Below are 19795 nucleotides of genomic sequence, written 5' to 3'. Positions count from 1 at the left end.
GAGCGCTCAATCGGTCCGTGGAATCGACCACGCACCGATCGCAAACACGATCACTGCCACGACGGCGAGAATCCCGAGGTTCGCAATCACGGGATCAATCCCGGCGACTGCGGCCGACTCCGCATCGGAATAGGTCGCCGCCCGAACGCCGCGAGCGAAGTACGTCAGCGGCGAGAGGTCGACGAACGGCTCGAACCAGCCGGGGAGTTGCTCGAGGGAGATGAACGTCTCCGAGAGGAACAGCAGGGGGAGCGCGATGGCGTTGCTGGCGGCGATAGCGCCGTCCTGTGAGTCGGTGTAGCTGCCGAGTATCGCCCCGACACCACAGAAGGCGACGACGCCGACGAGGATGTAGAGGAGCAAAAACGGCGAGAAGGCGATCTCGGCGCCTGTCAGGGCGACCACCAGCCCGAGAATAAGCAGGCTGGCGAGACCGATGATCACGGCGTTGACGACGGTCTGGGCGAGTAGCCACTCGCCACGTGTCAGTGGCGTCGTCGCAAGTTTCTCGAAGCGGTTACCCTCACGGTGGCGTGCGACCTCGCTGCCCATCCGCGAGAGCGGCGTAAAGAGGACGACGACGGCGAGATAGCCCGGCACGTAGTAGGCCGGTGGCTCCGCGAATAGTCCACCACCCGCAGGGTCCGTTCGTACGAGCGCGCCGAAGATGACGATCAGGATCACCGGGAAAAAGAACGTAAAGAAGACTGCCGTCCGTCGCCGGACGAACGAGCGCCAGCCGGCGCTGGTTTGGGCGCGGACGCGACCGAGCCGACTCATGCCGTCTCACCCGCTTGTGCGAGATTCGTTCCCTCGGCCCCGTCGCTAGCACGATCGGTCCCCTCGAGTTCCGTCTCATCAGCCAGTTCGAGGTAGACGTCTTCGAGATCGGGTTCCGACCACGTCAGGCCGGTGTACACGATGGTCCGGGCCTCGAGATAGTCGACGACAGTGGCGATGGCGGCAGGGTCGATATCCCGAACGACGACTGCGTTATCGGGGTTTCGGCCCCGGCCACGCTCCGGCTGACTGACCGGGTACTCGAGGTCGGCGAACGCCTCGAGATCGGCGGTCGTCTCGATGGTCAGCCGACTTGCACCGCCGTGCTCGCGGACGAGCGTGTCGGGCGTCCCGCGGGCGATGACCGAGCCAGCGGCGAGCAAGCCGACCCGGTCGGCGAGTCGTTCAGCCTCGGCCATATCGTGGGTGGTGAGGACGACCGTCGTCCCGCTTGCGGCGAGCTCTTCGATCAGTCGCCACACCGTCCGTCGGCCGGCGGGGTCGATCCCCGTTGTCGGTTCGTCCAGAAAGAGGACGTCCGGATCGTTGACCAGCGTGGCGCCGACACAGACTCGACGCTGCTGGCCACCCGAGAGGTCCTCGTACCGCGTTTCGCCCGTATCAGCCAGTCCGACATCCGCGAGCACGTCGTCTGGATCTCGAGCGTCGTCGTACAACCCCGCGTAGTAGGCGAGCAGTTCGTGGGCGCTGAGTCGGTCCGGCGGCGAGAAATCCTGCGGGAGCACGCCGAGCCGGCTGCGATCGACCGACGTCGGCGAGTCGCCCATGATCCGTGCCTGCCCGGAATCGGGTTCGGTCGTCCCCGTCAGCGCGCGAACGAGCGTCGTCTTTCCCGCCCCGTTCGGGCCGATTAGCGCGAAGACCTCGCCACCCTCGACGGCGAGTGACGCCCCCGACAGCGCCACTGTCTCGCCGTAGGATTTCTCGAGGCCCTGCGCTTCGACCACGGCTTCGGCTTCCATACGGGCCGGTATCAACGCGGCGCGGGTAAGGCGTTCGATTTCGTTGGTCACCGCGAGTGCTCGCGGTGTCGGCGTCGGTGTTGCCGTCGCAGGCTCAACCGTTACCCAGGCTTTGGCCGTACCGAGTCGGCATGACACAGCTCGGCTACACGCTCTCGAGCGAAGAACACGGCCCGAACGACCTCGTCGACATCGCCCGACGCGCCGAGGACGCGGGCTTCGACTTCCTCTCGATTTCGGATCACTTCCACCCGTGGGTGTCCCAGCAGGGAGAATCGCCGTTCGTCTGGTCGACGCTCGGCGCGATTGCGACGGCGACCGACGATATCGACGTCGGCGTCGGCGTCACCTGCCCGACGATTCGCATCCATCCCGTAAACGTCGCCCACGCCGTCGCGACCGTTGACGAGTTGTTCGGCGACCGATTTACGTTCGGCGTCGGCACGGGCGAGAACCTGAACGAACACGTCACGGGCGAGCGCTGGCCCGAACACGACGTCCGCCTCGAGATGCTGGATGAGGCGATGACCGTCATGCGAAAGCTGTGGTCCGGCGAGACGATCAGCCACCGTGGCGAGCACTACACGGTCGAGAACGCGCGACTGTACACCGTGCCCGACGAGCAGCCGACGACGATCGCGAGCGCGTTCGGTCCCCAGACGGCTGAATGGGCGGCCGAAAACGCCGACGGGCTGTGGTGTTCCGGTCCGAAGAAGCAGCCGGTCGAGGCCTACGAGGACGCCGGTGGCAACGGGCCGACATACACCCAGCTTCACGGCTGTTACGCCGAAACCGAGGCAGAGGCGATCGGGACCGTCCTCGAGTACTGGCCCAACGGCTCGATCCCGGGCGAACTCGGACAGGAACTGCCGACGCCAGCCCACTTCGAGCAGGCGGCCCAAATGGTCGATCGCGAGGATGTCGCCGAGGCCGGCACCACGACCGATCCGGACCCGCAGACTCACATCGACAGCATCGAACAGGCCATCGACGCCGGCTACGATCACGTCTACGTCCACCAGATCGGTCCCGACCAGGAACTGGCACTCGAGTTCTACGAGGAGGAGGTACTGCCGGCGTTTCGGTGATTAGCGTACGACGGTGACCGGACAGTCCGCCCGGCGGATGATCGTCTCTGCAACACTGCCGAGGAGCACCCGTTTCATCCCGCCTTTGCCACGGCTCCCGACGATGATCTGCTCGATATCGTTGTCCTCGGCATAGGAAATGGTCGCCTTGGCCGGATGACCGAACACGACGTCCGTCTCGACCGTCCGTCCGCGCTCCGACGCGATCTCTCGTGCACTCTCGAGGATATCCGCTGCCTGGTCCTCCGCCTGGTCGGTCATCGACGAATCGGGTGCCATATCGAAGGAGACGCTTGGCACCTCTGGAACGTGGATGACGTGGATTGTGGCGTCCGAGAACTGCTCGAGTGCGTATTTCAGTGCGTCACGTGCCTCTCGGGAGTCATCAATAGCGACGAGTACGCGGTCCATACCCTAGAGATGAACGCGAACCGGTAAAACGTTTCAGACGGGGTGCTGTCCCGAGTTCCGTCGCACCCGCAGACGGTTCGCGGTCGCGCCGGACCTGACTGCCAGCAGTCGGTATCGTTGCTGGCAGTGACTCGACGAGGTCGCCGCTTCCACATCCGTTTTGCCCCTTGCACGTGAATCGGCCCGCATGGAGTACACGACGCTCGGTAACACGGGAATGACTGTTTCGAACCTCTGTTTTGGCACCTGGCGATTCGGCCGCGAGACCGGCGGCGTCATCGAAACGGATCGCGAGGAAGCCTTCGAACTGCTCGATGCGGCCTGGGATCACGGCATCAACTTCATCGATACGGCCAACGTCTACGGCGATCCAAACGGCACGAGCGAACAGTGGATCGGCGACTGGCTCGCCGACCGCGACCATGACCGCGAGGACCTCGTCATCGCCTCGAAAGTCTACTTCCCCTTCGACGGCCGGGGCGAACCCGGCCCCAACGATTCCGGGCTCGGACGGAAACACATCCGCGCCCAGATCGAGGGCACTCTCGAGCGACTCGGTACCGACTACCTCGATCTCTACTACATCCACCGCTGGGATGATGACACGCCGATCGAGGAGACGCTCCGGACGCTCACCGAACTCGTTCGCGAGGGGACAGTCCACTATCTGGGGGCCTCGACGATGGCCGCCTGGCAGCTGACGAAGGCGCTGTGGACCGCAGACGTCGAGGGCCTTGAGCGCTTCGACGTCACCCAGCCGATGGTCAACGCCGCCCACTACGACGCGGTTGGCGACTACCTCGACGTCTGTGCAGACCAGGACCTCGCGGTCTGTCCGTACTCGCCGTTGGGCGGCGGCCTATTGACGGGCAAGTACGACCGCACAGAGGATGGGGCGGTCGAAGCCCCCGACGGCTCGCGAGGGAGTCTCGACGACATGTTCGAAGAGTACTACGCGACCGAACAGGCCTGGGACGTCCTCGAGGCTGTCGAGTCGGTCGCCGACGAACTCGAGGCCACGCCGGCACAGGTCTCCCTGCGGTGGCTGATCGACCAGGATCGATTTACGTGCGTTCCGATCGTGGGCGCACGAACGCCCGACCAACTCGCCGAAAACGTCGGTGCAATCGAGCTCGAACTGGACGACGAGCAGTTCGAACGGATCGAGTCGGCCCGAACCGACGAGACGTGAGCGTGGACCGATGAACACGTGGTGGCGACGAATCGGCTTCTCGCTGGTCGCCGTTTTCGGACTTCTGGTGGTCTACAGTCTCGTCTACCAGTGGGGGATGGCAACGTTCGAGGGCGAACAGCGGACGGTGTTCCAGTCGGCACAGACCGTCATCGAAATCCTGACCACCGCCGGGTTCGGTGGCGATGCGGACGACTGGACCACGGATGGGATGAACCTCCTCGTGATCTGGATCAATCTCAGTGGCGTCTTGCTCGTCTTTCTCGCCTTGCCGCTGTTCGTCGTACCGCTCTTTCAGCGAGCGCTTGCGACGCAGCCAGCGGAGTCGACCGACCTCACCGACCACGTCATCATCTGCTCGCATACGGAACGCGAAGACGTCCTCAGAAACGAACTCGAGGCCGCAGGGATCCCGTACGTCTTCATCGAATCCAACCCGGAGACGGTGACGGAACTCACCGGCGACGGCATTGACGCGATCGTTGGTGATCCGGAGCAAGAACAGACGCTCCGGGCAGCAAACATCGACGACGCCCGTGCCATCGTGATCGACGTCGCCGACGAGGCAAATCCCGAAGTGATCCTCACGGCGCGGGAACTCCGGGACGATCTCAGGATCATCAGCGTCGCCGAAGACAGCGAGGTCGTGACCTACCACCGGTATGCCGGCGCGGATACCGTCGTTCGGCCGCGACAGGTCCTCGGTCACAGTCTCGCACGGAAAGCAGCGCTGTCAGTCACCGCAGAGCTTCGGGAGACGATCGAGCTCGGCGAACGCCTCGAGATCACCGAACTCCTCGTCAGAGGTGACAGCGAACTCGCTGGCCAGACGATCGCAGCGTCGAGGATTCGTGACCGACTGGGTATCAACGTGATCGGGATGTGGCACGAGGGCCAATTCGTACCCGTACCGGATCCAGAGACCGTCATCGACGAGAACACGATCTTGCTCGTTGCCGGCCAGTACGACGCGCTTACGGAACTGACCTCACGGACGGTCTCGCCCTCACAAGCGCAGTCACAGCGCGTGATCGTCGGCGGCTACGGCGAGGTCGGCCGGACTGTCAGCGAGACGCTTAGCACGGCTGGCATCTCACAGACCGTCGTCGATAGGGTCGAAATCGACGGTGTCGATGTCGTCGGTGATATCACTGACGAGGACACGCTCGCTGCCGTCGATATCGAGACCGCCCGGTCGGTCGTCCTCGCGCTCGATGACGACACGACGGCGATCTACGCGACGCTCGTCCTCGAGAAAATCGCCCCGGAGACCGAGGTAATCGTGCGAGCCAACGAGACGGAGACCGTTCGAAAACTCTACCGGGCCGGTGCCGAATACGTCCTCGCGCTGTCGACCGTGACCGGTCGGATGCTCTCGTCGGTGCTGCTCGAGGACGAGGAGGTCCTCACACCGGAGACACAGTTCGAGATTATCCGCACGACGGCCCCCAAACTCGTCGGGCAGAGTCTAGACGAAGCCGGCGTCCGCACACGGCTTGGATGTACGGTCGTCGCGGTCGAACGGAACGGCGAGTTGTTGCCGAACCCCGGTCCCGAGTTCACCGTCGAAGCGGACGACGCGCTCATCGTTGTCGGCAGCGACGACACCGTCAACCGGTTTCTCGCTGCTACCCAGTGACGACACAGCCCGTCTGCGTCGTCGTCGTCACGTAGCGTCTTCGACACTCGAGACGATCGCCTCGAGATCGAACGGGTCCTCGACCTGCTCGCCATCGACGACGACGGTCGGTGTTCCCTCGACGCCGGCCTCGTCGCCGCGGTTCCAGTCGGCCACGAGCGTCGGGGAGTACGTGCCCTCCTCGAGCGCATCAGCAACGACGTTCCGGTCGATGTCGGCCTCGCTCGCGGCGAGATCCACGAGTGCGTCCTCGCTCCAGTCGTCGGCTGCGATCACCGCCCGCTTGTACGTGAAGAATTCGCCGGCCGGGTCGTCGTCCGTCATCGTCTCGGCCTGAACCGCTCGAGCGACACTCGCCATCGCAACCGACTGGTCATCGGCCGGCAGCGGAAAGTCCCGATGTCGGTACGTCGCCTCGTCGGTCTCGAGCAGTCGTTTTTCGAGGTCAGGGAACACGTCGGCCTGAAAGTCGTGACAGGACGGACAGCCGAAGTCCTCGTAGACGTCGATCGCGACAGGGCCGCTGCCGATCGACGGCGCGGGAAGCTGGTCGGAATCAGGCTCCGTGCCCTCGAGGTCGTCGGGGAGCGATGCCTCGAAGACGGATGTACAGCCAGCGATCGAGAGGGTGGCTCCCGTGCCAGCCAGTGTGAGAAACGAACGGCGGTGCATTCGGTCGACGCTACGGCTGCAACACTGTTAGGGGTGTGGTTCCGTGGGGACGAGACAGACCACGAACGGTAACCCGGCCGTTCGATGGCGCTCAGAACAGCGACACTGTCAACACGAGCGCATCGACGAGGATCGCGACCAGCACGGCACCGAGGAACGCATTGGAGGCGTGGAACGACCGGAACGCCGCGTCCTCGGTCTGCTCGAAGTGGAGCACGATGGCCGTCCAGAGGAAGATCCCGCCGAATATCGCGACCGTCGCGGCATAGAGCACGCCGAGATCGGCGATCCAGGCGAGTGCAACCGTGCCGACGAGCGTCGCCGCGATGTAGTAGAGGATGTGTTTCCGGGTGGTCGTCTCGCCCCGGACGACGGGCATCATCGGGAAGCCGCCACGGGCGTAGTCGTCCTTGTACGCCAGCGCGAGGTTGTAGAAATGAGCCGGCGTCCAGAGGAAGATCACGCCCGCGAGCGCGAGTGCGGGCATCCCGATCTCGTTCGTCACGGCCGCCCAGCCGATGAGTGCTGGTAGTGCGCCCGCGAGGCCGCCGAGAACCGTGTTCTGGACCGTGTTCGGTTTGAGCAAGAGCGTGTAGACGACGCTGTAGAAGACGATCGCAGCGAGTCCTAACGCGGCCGCGAGTCGGTTAATCGTCAGGAAGACGCCGAGCGAGGCGACCGTCAACAGTCCGCCGAAGGCCATCGCGTTCCGGACCGGAATCAGATCGGTCGCCAGCGGCCGATCGGCCGTCCGGGACATCCGCTGGTCGACGTCGCGCTCGAGGACGTGGTTGAAGGTCCCCGACGCGCCGATTGCGAGGACGCCGCCGGCGAGCGTGGCGACGATCGTTCGGGCCGTCAGCTCCGGGCCGGCAGCCAGTGCCATCCCTGCGGCAGCGACGAGACAGAGGAGCCACATCAGCCGCGGTTTCATCATCTTGAAGTACGCAAACGCGGTGAGCCGGGCTCGAGCGAGGCCGCCAGCGGGGAGGGATCGGCCAGCGGCTGCAATCCCGTCTTCGGCCGTCGTGTCGGGCTCGAAGGGCTCGGGTGCGTCGAACGTCTCGTTCTTGCTGCCGGTTGCGAGTTCGAGATCCCACGCGAGTGCGAGGACGATCAGCGTAAAGATCACGAGTCCAAGCCCGAGGTGGAGCCCCGGAGCGATCGCGGCGGGACCAGCGATCGCCGTGACGCCGCCGACGCCGACCTGGACGACGTAGAGAACGGTGCCGGCGAGGATCGTTCCGCGGACGCGTCTCGAGACGTCACCGAGGACGGCGGTAATGGCCGTCACGCCGACGAGCACGCCGACGAGGACGGCTGCGAGACGATGCCCCCAGGCGATCGCGAGCTCCGTCTGACTCAGCGGATCGACCGGTGTGTGACAGGCTGGCCACGTCGAACACGCCGACGCGGCGTCCGTCAGCGACGTCGTTGCACCGATGATCAACAGGAGATACACACCGAGTGCAGTCGCTGCGAGGAGTGCAGAGAATCGTTGTCGAGTGCCGACCGGACGGGGGAACGGCGAAGATTCGGTTGCCACAGCTATTCTCGTATGGATCGTACGACTCCGTGTACTTATGATTCCCGTTTTCAGCGCTCTGTTATCGGATTACGGTCGGTTTCTATTGACAGTCATTCGACGGTGGATTCGTTTGCGGAGTGTGCCACCGTCGGGCCAGCATCGTCCGGCACGGAGATCCGACGGAAATCGCCGTCACCACAGGAGCACTCATCCGAGACACCGATCGGCCTGATCGTGCCGTCGGGTTGCTGTTCGGAGACGTATACCGAGTCACAGGCACGACAGACCGCGACGATTCTCGAGTGGGACTCTGCTTGGGTCATGGCCATACGAAGGATATCGACAGGGATCACCATTCTGCCACAGTACTTTGGGAGCTTCGGGGCGGCCGCCGAAACGCGATCAGTCCGATGGCGACTCCTTGATTACGACGACCGCCTCGCCGTCGATCACCGTTACTTCGTCGTCGGTTTCGACGGTCGTGTGCAGCCGGTAGCGTGTGTCGCCCAGTTGCTCGACGATTTCACAGGCGGCGGTGACGGTCGTACCGATTTCGACCGGGGCACGGAACTCCAGGTCCTGTGAGAGATAGATCGTGAGCCCGGGAAAGCGGGCCAGCGCAGCACTGATCGTTCCGGCGACGAGCGTGCCGTGGGCGATTCGCCCGCCGAACTGGGTCTGTTCGGCGAACGATTCCGCCAGATGGAGTCGATTGGTGTCACCGGAGATGTGGGCGAATGCGGAGACGTCGGTCTCATCAATCGTTTTGGTAAACCGAACGTACTCGCCGACAGCGAGGTCCTCGTAGCTGTCAACCGATCGCTCCATCAGCCACGCCTCATCACCGAAGGCGAGTTCCGTGATCGGTTCCTCGGCGGTTTCCGGTCTGTTTCGCGCCGTGAGCGTGCCGAACTCGGTCTCGCTCGAGGGGGGCAGACCCATCGCCGCGAGAAGGGCGTTGTTGGCCTCGAGATAGCTGTTGACGACGTGTTTCGACACACTCGACCAGTGCTCGTTTGATGAGGTCGTACTATTGGCGGCGTCGGACTCCGGATAATTGCTGCTCATAGATTTGTGGGGTCAGTGACTAGTGTACCGCTTACTCCATTGGGCTGGTTCATGATAGCTGTTTGCACGCGACCGTCTTCCACTCCTTGCCAAATCGTATAGGGTACTCGAACGGGATTGTTCAGTTCGGTGACCGGGCGAGACTACTGCGCTGCCGGGTCGAGAAACGCCGCGGTCGCGGTATTGAACGCGTCAGGCCGGTCCTGATTGACGAGATGGCCCGAGTTCGAGAGTTCGAGGCGCTCACCCTCGGCGACTTCTGAGACGAGTTGTCGACCCTGCTGTTTGACCAGCGGTGCCTCTTGTTCGCCGTGGATCACGAGCGTCGGCGTTTCGACGTGGGAGAGATCGGCCGGTTCGTACCGATAGAGCGCGCCGAACACCTTCCGGAACTCGCGTCGAGAGATCTCGCCGACGGCATCCAGCGCCGACGATCGCACTGCCGGGTCCACCGACAGCCACTGCTCGCCGGTCGTCGCCTGAATCGACACCAACAACGACCGAAATATCGTCTCCGGTCTCGTCATCGACAGCGTCGTCGTCAGCGCCGGCAGCGGCGACATGAACGGTTTCATCCCTGCTGGCAGGTCCATCGGCGGCATCGAGCGAACCGCACCGCCGAGGACCGCGCCCGCTGCGTGATCGGGATGGCGGTTCATATACTCCTGGGCGACCATCGACCCCAGCGAGAGCCCACAGAGAATCGGGTTGTCGACCTCGAGCCGCGACAGGAGTGCCTCGAGGTCGTCGGTAAACAGTTCGATCGAGTACTGGTTCGGCTCGGTCGCCCCAGTTTTGCCGTGGCCACGGACGTCGAGCGTGATCACCTGGTACTCGTCGGCAAAGCGTTCGACCTGAGGTTCCCAAGCCTGCCCGTTCATCCAGCCACCGTGAATAAAGACCAGCGGCTGGCCGTCGCCGTGTGTCTCATACCAGAGTGAGCCGTCCTCGAGCGGAAGTGTTGCCATTGCTATTAGTAGTGGGACGCTGTCCATATAGGTCGACGGGTTGCATACACTGCGAGAAAACGGTCGAAACGAGCGTCGATGACCTCAGGTGTGGCTGTCAGTGTCGGCGTCAGCGCCGCCCCATCGCTCCCAGAACGTCTCGAAGTCGGTGTCGTCTTCGGTGAGTCGGTCCCACTCGGCCAGCCCGCGTTCCTCACGACTGCCCGGAATCGTATTATCGAGGACGAGCGCTGCGAGTCCGCCGACGGCCATTCCCGTCGAGCCAATGATGAATACGGTGTCGACGAACGCCTGCACCGCGGCTTCGAGCGATGCCGCGACGACGGTGCCGGCGATCACGTCCGCCTCGAGCAGCGGCGCGAGCGTGGCCTCGAGTGCGACGGCGTCACGGAACTCGAGCGTCGAGGCGAAGTTGGCCATGTACTCGGGGATAGCCAGCCCGACGAACAGCGCAAAACCGATGACGAAGACGTTTCTCGATGACTCGAGATCGACGTGTTTGAGATTGGAGATCCCGACGGCGACGATCTGGGCGAACATCGCGATGAAGAGGCCGCCGACGATCGGATCTGGAATCGTCGCGATCAGTTGCCCGAAGTAGCCGATAAAGCCGACGACGAGCATGACGGCCGCACCGATCTGGACGACGTAGCGGGAGGCGACGCCGGTGAGTCCGATCGCCCCGATGTTTTCGGAGTACGACGTCGAGCCGCCGGTCCCCATGATCCCGGAGAAAACGTTCATCAGCCCTTCCATCCCAATCCCGTGGTTGATCCGTTTCTCGCTGGGCGCGCCGGAGCCGGTCAGATTCGCGACGGCGTAGTAATCGCCGATACTCTCGACGATCGAGGCGAGCACGCCAGCGAACATCCCGATGATGAACGCGGTCGTGATCTCCGGTGTCCCCCACTGGAACGGGTAGATTGGCAAGAGAAGCGACGTGTCGGTGACCTCACCGAGTGGCACGTGACCTGGATGCTCGCTCCCGAGGACGTCCGTGATCGACAGGGACGCGGCGGCGATCCAGGCGATCGCAATCGCCAGAATAACCGGATACAGCCGGAACGCCTTGTGTTTGAGATCGAGATACTGCGAGAACAGGACGATGAGCACGAGCGTCAGTCCGAGCAACCACCAGCTCTGGTCTGCCGTCGTGATCTGGGGCGCGTCGAACAGCGCCAGCCCGATCAGCGCGATCGTCGGGGCGATGACGACGGGCGAGAGAAAGCGACGGAGTTTGCCGACCAGCCCGAAGTACCCCATCGCGACCTGGACGGCTGCGGCGACGATGATCGCCCCCTGAAGTTGGAGAAGCGCGGCCTGCCAGTCACTTCCGCCCCCGACACCGCCGGCGGTGACGACGGCGATGATCGCCAGTGCGGGCGCGAGCATCGAAAACGGCGCACCCTGCACGATTGGATATCGGTTCCCGAACGTCGTCTGGGCCAGCGTCGCGATCCCCGAAACGACAAAGAAGGTGCCGATAAACCGTGCAGTCACGTCCCCTGGCATTCCCATTGCACTCGCCAGAATCAGCGGCACTGCGATGTTCGCACCGACCATCGTCAGGTAGTGCTGGATGCCAAGCACCGTCGACTCACCCAGCGGCGGTCGGTCATCGATCCCGTACTCGATATGGTCACTGACGTCGCGGTCGACACCGCCGCCAGCGTCTCCGTCTGCGTGTTTGTCCCCCTCGTCAGTCATAGACTCGTCGGATAACGATCGACGGGGGTCAAAGACGTATTGATCCACACCGGCGCGGATACGCCGTGTCTCGATATCACGACCCACTACGCAGTGGCGCTACGACTCGTCCGCAGCGGCCCGGTTTGCCGCCGTCCGAACCGTCTCGAGCGACAGCGACTCGAGATCGACCAGTTCGCCGTCCGTTTCCGCTGCGACCAGTTCCGAGAGGCCAGCCCGGTTGTCGTCGCCGGCGTCGACGACGATCACCGTCGCTTCGTCGGCCGCGAGCCCGCGTGCAGCCCGTCGTGTCGCCGCCGTCGGACTCCCGTCGGCGACGTTTGCCCGCCCGTCCGTCACGAGCACGACGACAGAGGCGTCCGTCTCCGCGCGCTCGAGTACCCGTCTCGAGGTCTCGAGCCCGGCGGGAAGCGGCGTGCGATCCCCTGACGGGAGTTCTTTCAGATGGCGCGCGGCGAGCGAGACGCTGTCGGTTGGGGGCAGGAGAACTTCGGCGTCGTCGCCCGCGAAGGCGACGAATGCGACCTGATCGCGCTGCTGGTAGCTGTCCCGCAGCAGTTCGAGAACGACGCCTTTGGCGGTCTCCATCGCGGGTCGCATCGAGGCGCTGGCGTCGACGGCGAAGACGATCGTCACCGACGTCTCGCCGGCTCGAACCGACTGCCGGAGGTCATCCTTCTCGACGCGCGCGCTCCCGCGAGCAGCGGCCGACCGGACCGACGCCGCCGCGTCGATAGATCCCTCGCCTGAGGCGGGTTCGGTTCGGACGCGAGCCCCGCGATTACCGACGCTCGGCGTCGTGCTCGCGCGTGAGCCACCCGCGTCCGTCGCGGCCCGGCGCTTGACGTCCGGCGACTCGAGGTCGGGTGCTCGAGCCTCGCCGACATCGGCTATCTCGGCGCGCTGCTGGCCGGGAACCAGCGGCTGGGCCTCGTCCTCGCTGTCGCCGTCCTCCCCCTCCTGCTCACTCGAGTCGTCAGTCTCGTCGCCGTCGCCACCTTCGTCAGGACCGGAGTCAGCGGGTGACGGATCACCTCCGGCTGCGCCGCCATTGTCGTCGGAGCGGCCATCGTCACCAGCGCCGTCGGGGCCGTCGCTCGAGTCATCACCGCCATCGCGTCCCTTCTCTGGTCCTGAATCAGTGTCGTCGCGGCCGTCGTTACGATCCTTGCCGCCGGACTCGTTTCCCGTCTCACCGTCCCCGTCGGCCTCCGAATCGCTCTCGTCGCCGGCGTCGTCAGCCTCGCCATCACCCTCATCCGGCTCCCCCTCCTCGAACCGATCCTCGAGGACATCCTCGAGTTCCGGTTCGTCTTCGAACGGCGTGCTCCGCAGGCGGTGGGGCAGCGCGTAGCGGGCGGCTTCGGAGACGTCCGACTCGATGACCGCCGTTCGCCCCTCGAGTGCGGCGATCGTCTTTGCAGCTCGGGCCGTTGCGACGTCGCCACGGTGGCCGTCGACGCCGGCCTCGAGACAGAGCCCGGCGATCTCCGTTTTGAACTCGGCCGGAAGCGTCACGCTCGAGAGCCGATCGCGGGCCGTGGCAAGCTCCTCGCGACGCGCATCGACCGCGTCGGCGTACGCCATCGGATCGTCGTCGCCGCCGTCTCCGAGTGCTCGGTCGATGATCTCGACGCGGTCCTCGAGGTCCCGACAGCCCTCGACGGTCGCCTGGAGGGCGAAGCGATCCCGGAGCTGGGGTCGAAGGTCGCCTTCTTCGGGGTTCATCGTCCCGATGAGGGTGAACTCGGCGGGATGGGAGCGGCTGATTCCGTCGCGTTCGACGGTGTTGACGCCGCTCGCCGCCGCATCGAGGATGACGTCCACGAGGTGGTCGTCGAGTAAGTTCACTTCGTCGACGTAGAGAATGCCGCGATTCGCACGGGCCAGCAGGCCGGGGTCGAAGTCGGCCTCGCCGGCCAGTGCGTCCTCGACCGAGAGCGTGCCGACGACACGGTCGCGGGTCGCTCCGAGCGGGAGGGTCACGAGCGGGACCGGTCGCGTCTCGACCGGCAGGTCCGCGGGGTCGCGCTCGCGACAGTCCGCACACTGCTGGCTTGGGTCGTCGGGCGAACAACCGTAGGAGCAGTCGGCAACGGCTCGCTGTTTGGGAAGCAGATCGACCAGTCCCCGGACGGCGGTCGACTTCGCGGTCCCCTTCTCGCCACTGATAAGTGCGCCGTCGAGCCCGTCGTTGGCCGCGACGGCGAGCAACACGCGTTTGAGCTCCGCTTGCCCGACGATCGCCGGAAAGGGAAGTGACGACAACTTTTTGTCCCCAGCGTCTGCAACCATACTTGCGCTAATACAATAGAGGTTTAAAAACGCGATGACACGGATCGGGATCTACACCGCGACGGAGAACGAACTCGGCTCGATCGGACGGGCCGCCGAGCGTCTCGAGGACGTCGAGCTGGTCGTTCGCTCGGAAAGCGACCTCGAAAGCGAGGCCGACATCGAGGAGTTCGTCGAGGAATTGCGCGACGCCACAGCAGCGATTTTCTGGCTGCACGGGGCCGAAGACAGCATGCCGGGCTACGACTACGCGACGGGCGCACTCGAGGAGGCGGGGGTCCCCCTGATCGTCAAGGCGACCGGCGACGCCTACGCCGTCGAGGACACGACGGTCAGTGCGGCCCATCGCGACCGCGCCTACGAGTATCTCGAGAAGGGGGGAACGATCAACACGGCGAATCTGTGTCGCTTCCTCGTCGCCGAGTACGAAGGCCGCGACGTCGACTACGACGAGCCGACGGCCCTCCCCACTGAGGGCGTCTACCACCCCGACCATCCGGGGATCGAGTACGAGGGCCTGCTCGAGACCCACGACCCCGACAAGCCGACGGTCGCGGTCTGGTTCTACGAATCCCACTGGACCCACGAGAACACCCGCTACGTCGACGCGCAGGTCCGGGCGCTCGAGGAACAGGGTGCAAACGCGTTGCCGATTTTTTGTAACCCGGCGACGGACACTGATGAACAGGAAGACGCCGAGTGGGTGACCGACACGTGGCTGCTAGACGACGCGGGCGAGCCGATCGTCGACGCCGTGCTCTCTTCGTTTATGTTCTCGCTCTCGATGGACGAGCGCGGCCGCAGCGCCAGCGATGAGGGCTCGAGTGCTGAGGACGTCTTCCTCGACCGGCTGGGCGTTCCCGTCCTCCAGACGGTCACCACGATGCGCTCGCGCTCGCGGTACGAATCCAGCGACACGGGTGTGATGGGCTTCGAACTCGCCCTCTCCGTGGCGCTGCCGGAGTTCGACGGGAACGTCATTACGCACCCCATCTCGGGCAAAGAGCGCACCGACGACGAGGCCGGCATCGGTAGCGCGCCGAAACACCACTACCCGATCGATGATCGTGTCGACCACGCGACCCGGCTGGCAGTCAACTGGGCGCAACTCCGACACACGCCGAACGAGGACAAACAGATCGCTGTCGTCCTCCACAACTATCCGCCGAGTGACGACGGGATCGGGACCGCGTTCGGGCTCGATTCGCCGGAGTCGACCGTCAACCTGCTCGCAGAACTCGAGGCTCGAGGGTACGAGTTAGGCGGCGATATGCCCGAGGACGGCCAGACGCTCGTCGAAAAACTGACCGCCCAGCTCACTCTCGAGGACCGCTGGGTCGCCCCGGAGGACGTCCGGGACCTGTCGGTCGACGTCGTTCCCTCGGACACCTACGCGCAGTGGTTCGCAGACGCCGACGAGCGATTTCAGGAGAACATTCTCGAGGAGTGGGGTGACGTTCCGGACCGGCCCTTTGCGATTCCGGGCGTCGAGTTCGGCAACGTGCTCGTCACCGTCCAGCCCCCGCGTGGGTTCGGGATGGACCCTTCGAAAGTCTACCACGACTCGGACTTGCAGCCACCCCACGATTACTACGCCTTCTACGGCTGGCTCCGAAACGAGTTCGAGGCCGACGGGGTCGTCCATCTGGGCACCCACGGCAGCCTCGAGTGGCTCCCCGGCAAAACGGTCGGGCTCAACGGCGCGAGCGCACCGGATCAGCTGATCGACGACATTCCGAACGTCTACCCCTACATCGTCAACAACCCCGGCGAGGGGACCCAGGCCAAGCGGCGCTCGTACGCCGCCATTGTCGACTATCTGACGCCAGTCATGCGAAACGCCGGCACGTACGACGAACTCTCCGAACTCGAGGAACTCGCGAACCAGTACCGAGAGGCTGGGATGGAAGACGCCCGCGCCGACGACGGCGAGCACCTCGAGGAGCTCATGCGCGAGAAAGTCGAGGAGCTGGATCTCGCGGTCGAACTCGGCGTTGCGGGCACAATTGATGAGAAGGCCGATGTTCGCGGCCCTGAGGAAGCAGGTTCGACGTTGGCGGAGGGAGCTATCGAGGGCGAGGATCTCGAAATTGACGACCTCGTCGAACGGATTCACGAGTATCTCACCGACGTCAAAACGACCCAGATCCGGCTGGGGCTGCACACGATGTCCGAGCCGCCAGAAGGTGAGCGGCTGACCGAGTATCTCGTCGCGCTGACCCGCCTCGAGAACCCCGGTGCGCCGAGTCTGCGCGAGAGCGTGGCGGGTGCGCTGGGTGTCGACTACGAGACGATGCTCGAGTCGCCGGGAACGTACGACGACGCGCTCGGCATGACGTACGCCGAGGCCGCCGACATCGTCTACGAGACCAGCGTCGACCTGATCGAGACGCTCGCGGCGAACGAGTTCGACGTCCCCGTCTCGGAGTTAGAGGGCGGCCCCGACGATGAGGTCAACATCAATCTCCTGATCGTCGACCTCGAGACGATCGGCGATGCGCGGGCAAAGCCAGGAGCACACGACGACCTCCGGAAGGCGCTCGCGTACATCTGTGAGGAGGCCCAGCCCCGCGTACAGGGGGCCGAAGACGAGATCCCGAGAACTGCGGACGCACTCTCGGGTGAGTACGTCCCGCCGGGCGGTTCCGGCGCGCCGACTCGTGGCGGCGTCGACTTGCTGCCGACTGCGCGGAACTTCTACACGCTTGATCCGCGCAAGGTGCCGGCGAAGGCCGCCTGGCAGGTCGGAAGCGAGGTCGCCGAAGGCGTCCTCGAGCGCCACTACAGCGAAAACGACGAGTACCCCGAGGAGATCGGCGTCGTGGCATGGGGGACCCCCACGGTACGCACCCGCGGTGAGACGATCGCGCAGGTGCTCGCGATGATGGGTGTTGAACCCCAGTGGACTGACGCCGGTCGCATCGACGACGTTGAGCCGATCTCACTCGAGGAGCTCGACCGACCTAGGATCGACGTTACCACGCGCGTCTCCGGGCTGTTCCGGGATGCGTTCCCTGCCGCGGCGGGTGTTATCCACGACGCCGTCGACGCAGTCGTCGATCTCGACGAATCGCACGAGATGAACTACGTGAAGAAACACGTCGAGGAAGAGCAAGCCGACCTCGAGGACGACGGGCTGGACGAGAAAGCGGCCCGAAAAGCGGCGAAACACCGCGTCTTCACGACGAAACCCGGCGGCTACGGGGCCGGCACGAACAAGGCCGTCGACGAGGGCAACTGGGACGACCGTTCGGATCTTGCGAGCGTCTACGTCCAGTGGGGCGGCTACGCGATGGGGTCGCGCGGCCGCGTGTCGGACGCCCACGACGCGTTCGAACGGCGACTCTCGAGTGTCGACGCGACGGTCAAACTCGAGGACACGATGGAACAGGACGAGTTCGACTCCTCGGACTGGTACGCCTTCCACGGCGGGTTCATCTCTGCAGTGTCGGAGATTTCGGGTGAGGAACCCGCCTCCTACGTGGGAGACTCCTCTGATCCAGACAACGTCTCGGTCTACACGAACGAGGAGAAAGTTCGCAAGGCGATGCGTGCCCGCGTGCTCAACCCCGACTGGCTCGAGTCGATGGAAGAACACGGCTACAAGGGCGCAGGCGATCTCTCGACGACCGTCGACGTGACGCTGGGCTGGGACGCCACGACCGGCGTCGTCAGCGACACGCTCTGGGAGGCGGTCGCCGGAAAATTCGCCTTCGACGAGGATCGACAGGACTGGATGCGCGAGGTGAACCCATGGGCACTCGAGTCGATCACGGACACCTTACTCGAGGCCATCGAACGAGATCTCTGGGACGCCGACGACGAGACGGTCGACCGACTGCGCGATCTGAACCTCGAGGTCGAGGGTGACCTCGAGGCACGAACGACCAACTCGGCGATGGAGGTGACCAACGATGACTGAGCAATCGGAGTTTGAAGACGAGTACGCCGATCTGGGTGCGACGACCCAGAACGCGATGGATATCGCGGAGACGAGTATGGATATCGTCCGGCAGTTCGTGCCGGACGAGACGCTTGCGGATCGTATCCGGCAGAAGTCGGTCCACTCGATGGGCGACATCGAGTTCCAGCACCTGATCGAGTTTACCGGTGGCGACGACGTGGGCGACGACGAGGACGCCCCCGTCCGGGCCGGCGCGCGGGCCGTCCTCGAGGAGGCGACCATCGTCACCGATATCACGATGTCGAAAGCCGGGATCACCGGCCGCGGCCACAACTGCGAGAAGCGCAAGGCGATCGGCAACGGGGCCGAACTGGCCAAGGAGACGGGTATGACCCGAACCGCAGCCTCGGTGCTCGAACTCGACAAGCAGGGTGTCTACGACGGTTCGATCGCCGTGATCGGTAACGCCCCGACGGCCGCGTTCGCGCTTGCAGACTGTATCGAAAACGGCACACGCCCCGCCGCGATCGTCGCGACCCCCGTCGGCTTCGTCAAAGCCGAGGAGAGCCGCCAGCGCATCCGCGAGGTCAGCGAGACCTACGACGTGCCAGCGATCACCAACGTCGGCCGTCGCGGTGGCAGTGGCCTCGCGGCCGCGCTGACGAACGAACTGATCCACGTCGCGAAAGACGTCCGGACTGGCGATCTCGAGTTGGAGTTCGACGCCGAGACTCGAGCAGCGGCGACCGACGACGAGGGCGAGCAATGAGCGACGAGTACGACCTCGAGTCGGGGCCGGATCCGGCGACGTTCGCCGCGGCAGCGGCGGAGCCAGATGTCAATGAGGCGACTGACGACCCAGTCTACGCCGTCGGCGTCGGGCCGGGCAATCAGGAGTATCTCACGCCGCGAGGCGAACGCGCGATCCACGAGGCCGACGTCGTCGTCGGCTTCACCACGGTCGTCGAGTTCGTTGAGGATCTGACCGACGCCGACCTGTTGACCTGTGGCTACAAGGACGAAGCCGAGGCCCTCGAGGAATTCGCCGACCGGGTCGCCGACGGCGAGTCGGGAACGGCCGTCGCGATGGGCGACCCCAACCACTCGGGGTATCAGTTCGTCGGGAAGGTTCAGGATGCGGTGGAACGCGTAGCCTCCGACGTTCCGACTCGCGTGATTCCCGGCATCTCCTCGATTCAAATGGCTGCGAGCCGCGCCCGGACACCGATGGAGGACACCGAGTTCGTCACGCTGCACAAAAGCGGCGACCTCGAGGCGGACATGGACCGGCTCGCTGCTGCCGTTACAGACGACGAACGACACCTGCTCGTACTCCCCCGGCCGTACGACCGGATGCCCGGCGATATCGCCGACTTCCTACTCGAGCAGGGAGCCGAACCGGATCTCGAGGCGCTGGTGTGCGAGAAGCTAACCCACGAGGACGAGCAGATCCACCGCTTTACGCTCGCGGAGCTCTCCGAGCACGCTGGCGGCAGCGGGAAAGAAGAGACGCCGTTTTCCGACCTGATCGTCCTCGCGGTACGACAGCCGGTCTAACTA

General features: G+C 64.7%; 16 protein-coding genes. 6 read left to right on the top strand and 10 right to left on the bottom strand.

What is annotated here, in order from left to right:
- Window positions 1-6: 6 nt before the first annotated feature.
- The gene (locus BW940_RS04125; protein WP_076607923.1) at window positions 7-780 is read right to left on the bottom strand and encodes an ABC transporter permease; all 774 of its coding nucleotides are present in this window, start codon (window positions 778-780) and stop codon (window positions 7-9) included.
- On the bottom strand, window positions 777-1763 hold the full coding sequence (locus BW940_RS04120) for an ABC transporter ATP-binding protein (protein WP_076607922.1): 987 nt from the start codon (window positions 1761-1763) through the stop codon (window positions 777-779). Before BW940_RS04120 ends, BW940_RS04125 begins: the two co-directional genes overlap by 4 nt.
- Window positions 1764-1894: 131 nt before the next feature.
- On the opposite strand from BW940_RS04120, the gene BW940_RS04115 reads away from it, so the two are divergent.
- Window positions 1895-2851, top strand: coding sequence for a TIGR03557 family F420-dependent LLM class oxidoreductase (locus BW940_RS04115; RefSeq protein ID WP_076607921.1), 957 nt, complete (start codon window positions 1895-1897; stop codon window positions 2849-2851).
- On the opposite strand, the gene BW940_RS04110 is transcribed toward BW940_RS04115, so the two are convergent.
- Window positions 2852-3262, bottom strand: a complete 411-nt coding sequence (locus BW940_RS04110; protein WP_076607920.1) for a universal stress protein — start codon at window positions 3260-3262, stop codon at window positions 2852-2854.
- Between the two features lie 187 nt (window positions 3263-3449).
- Between BW940_RS04110 and BW940_RS04105 the strand changes: the two genes are divergently transcribed.
- Window positions 3450-4454, top strand: coding sequence for an aldo/keto reductase (locus BW940_RS04105; RefSeq protein ID WP_076607919.1), 1005 nt, complete (start codon window positions 3450-3452; stop codon window positions 4452-4454).
- A gap of 10 nt (window positions 4455-4464) precedes the next feature.
- Complete coding sequence (locus BW940_RS04100; protein ID WP_076607918.1) at window positions 4465-6093, top strand: potassium channel family protein; 1629 nt, start codon at window positions 4465-4467, stop codon at window positions 6091-6093.
- Window positions 6094-6120: 27 nt separating this feature from the next.
- Here the strand turns inward: BW940_RS04100 and BW940_RS04095 are convergent, their stop codons facing one another.
- The 7 genes from BW940_RS04095 to BW940_RS04065 form a co-directional block, all read right to left on the bottom strand.
- A complete protein-coding gene (locus tag BW940_RS04095; RefSeq protein WP_076607917.1) occupies window positions 6121-6765 on the bottom strand; it encodes a DsbA family protein in 645 nt (214 codons plus the stop codon).
- 91 nt (window positions 6766-6856) lie between these two features.
- Entirely contained in the window at window positions 6857-8311 is a 1455-nt protein-coding gene (locus tag BW940_RS04090) for a heme o synthase (RefSeq protein ID WP_076607916.1), read from the bottom strand.
- 92 nt (window positions 8312-8403) lie between these two features.
- Entirely contained in the window at window positions 8404-8616 is a 213-nt protein-coding gene (locus BW940_RS04085; RefSeq protein WP_076608121.1) for a hypothetical protein, read from the bottom strand.
- A 79-nt stretch (window positions 8617-8695) separates the two neighbouring features.
- Complete coding sequence (locus BW940_RS04080; protein ID WP_076607915.1) at window positions 8696-9361, bottom strand: MaoC family dehydratase; 666 nt, start codon at window positions 9359-9361, stop codon at window positions 8696-8698.
- Between the two features lie 143 nt (window positions 9362-9504).
- Window positions 9505-10329, bottom strand: a complete 825-nt coding sequence (locus BW940_RS04075; protein WP_076607914.1) for an alpha/beta fold hydrolase — start codon at window positions 10327-10329, stop codon at window positions 9505-9507.
- Window positions 10330-10413: 84 nt separating this feature from the next.
- Window positions 10414-12036, bottom strand: a complete 1623-nt coding sequence (locus BW940_RS04070; protein WP_076607913.1) for a uracil-xanthine permease family protein — start codon at window positions 12034-12036, stop codon at window positions 10414-10416.
- A 99-nt stretch (window positions 12037-12135) separates the two neighbouring features.
- On the bottom strand, window positions 12136-14331 hold the full coding sequence (locus BW940_RS04065) for a VWA domain-containing protein (protein ID WP_076607912.1): 2196 nt from the start codon (window positions 14329-14331) through the stop codon (window positions 12136-12138).
- 34 nt (window positions 14332-14365) lie between these two features.
- On the opposite strand from BW940_RS04065, the gene cobN reads away from it, so the two are divergent.
- The 3 genes from cobN to BW940_RS04050 are packed head-to-tail and all read left to right on the top strand — an operon-like array spanning window position 14366 to window position 19792.
- Complete coding sequence (gene cobN / locus BW940_RS04060; protein WP_076607911.1) at window positions 14366-18253, top strand: cobaltochelatase subunit CobN; 3888 nt, start codon at window positions 14366-14368, stop codon at window positions 18251-18253.
- Window positions 18246-19004 carry a precorrin-8X methylmutase gene (locus tag BW940_RS04055; protein WP_076607910.1) on the top strand — a complete coding sequence of 253 codons (759 nt, stop codon included), beginning with the start codon at window positions 18246-18248 and terminating at the stop codon, window positions 19002-19004. The genes cobN and BW940_RS04055 overlap by 8 nt, the downstream gene beginning before the upstream one ends.
- Entirely contained in the window at window positions 19001-19792 is a 792-nt protein-coding gene (locus tag BW940_RS04050; protein ID WP_076607909.1) for a cobalt-precorrin-7 (C(5))-methyltransferase, read from the top strand. The genes BW940_RS04055 and BW940_RS04050 overlap by 4 nt, the downstream gene beginning before the upstream one ends.
- The last annotated feature ends 3 nt before the right edge of the window (window positions 19793-19795 follow it).

Source organism: Natronorubrum thiooxidans, assembly GCF_900156475.1.
Classification (GTDB): Archaea; Halobacteriota; Halobacteria; order Halobacteriales; family Natrialbaceae; genus Natronorubrum; species Natronorubrum thiooxidans.
This window is presented reverse-complemented; position numbering and strand designations above follow the sequence as displayed.

Bases quoted from the DNA above. Each gene is read 5' to 3' on its own strand.
- BW940_RS04070 (WP_076607913.1), bottom strand. From the start codon at position 12,036: ATGACTGACGAGGGGGACAAACACGCAGACGGAGACGCTGGCGGCGGT.
- BW940_RS04075 (WP_076607914.1), bottom strand. From the start codon at position 10,329: ATGGCAACACTTCCGCTCGAGGACGGCTCACTCTGGTATGAGACACAC.
- BW940_RS04125 (WP_076607923.1), bottom strand. From the start codon at position 780: ATGAGTCGGCTCGGTCGCGTCCGCGCCCAAACCAGCGCCGGCTGGCGC.
- BW940_RS04065 (WP_076607912.1), bottom strand. From the start codon at position 14,331: ATGGTTGCAGACGCTGGGGACAAAAAGTTGTCGTCACTTCCCTTTCCG.
- BW940_RS04110 (WP_076607920.1), bottom strand. From the start codon at position 3,262: ATGGACCGCGTACTCGTCGCTATTGATGACTCCCGAGAGGCACGTGAC.
- BW940_RS04050 (WP_076607909.1), top strand. From the start codon at position 19,001: ATGAGCGACGAGTACGACCTCGAGTCGGGGCCGGATCCGGCGACGTTC.
- BW940_RS04115 (WP_076607921.1), top strand. From the start codon at position 1,895: ATGACACAGCTCGGCTACACGCTCTCGAGCGAAGAACACGGCCCGAAC.
- cobN (WP_076607911.1), top strand. From the start codon at position 14,366: ATGACACGGATCGGGATCTACACCGCGACGGAGAACGAACTCGGCTCG.
- BW940_RS04085 (WP_076608121.1), bottom strand. From the start codon at position 8,616: ATGACCCAAGCAGAGTCCCACTCGAGAATCGTCGCGGTCTGTCGTGCC.
- BW940_RS04055 (WP_076607910.1), top strand. From the start codon at position 18,246: ATGACTGAGCAATCGGAGTTTGAAGACGAGTACGCCGATCTGGGTGCG.
- BW940_RS04120 (WP_076607922.1), bottom strand. From the start codon at position 1,763: ATGGAAGCCGAAGCCGTGGTCGAAGCGCAGGGCCTCGAGAAATCCTAC.
- BW940_RS04100 (WP_076607918.1), top strand. From the start codon at position 4,465: ATGAACACGTGGTGGCGACGAATCGGCTTCTCGCTGGTCGCCGTTTTC.
- BW940_RS04095 (WP_076607917.1), bottom strand. From the start codon at position 6,765: ATGCACCGCCGTTCGTTTCTCACACTGGCTGGCACGGGAGCCACCCTC.
- BW940_RS04105 (WP_076607919.1), top strand. From the start codon at position 3,450: ATGGAGTACACGACGCTCGGTAACACGGGAATGACTGTTTCGAACCTC.
- BW940_RS04080 (WP_076607915.1), bottom strand. From the start codon at position 9,361: ATGAGCAGCAATTATCCGGAGTCCGACGCCGCCAATAGTACGACCTCA.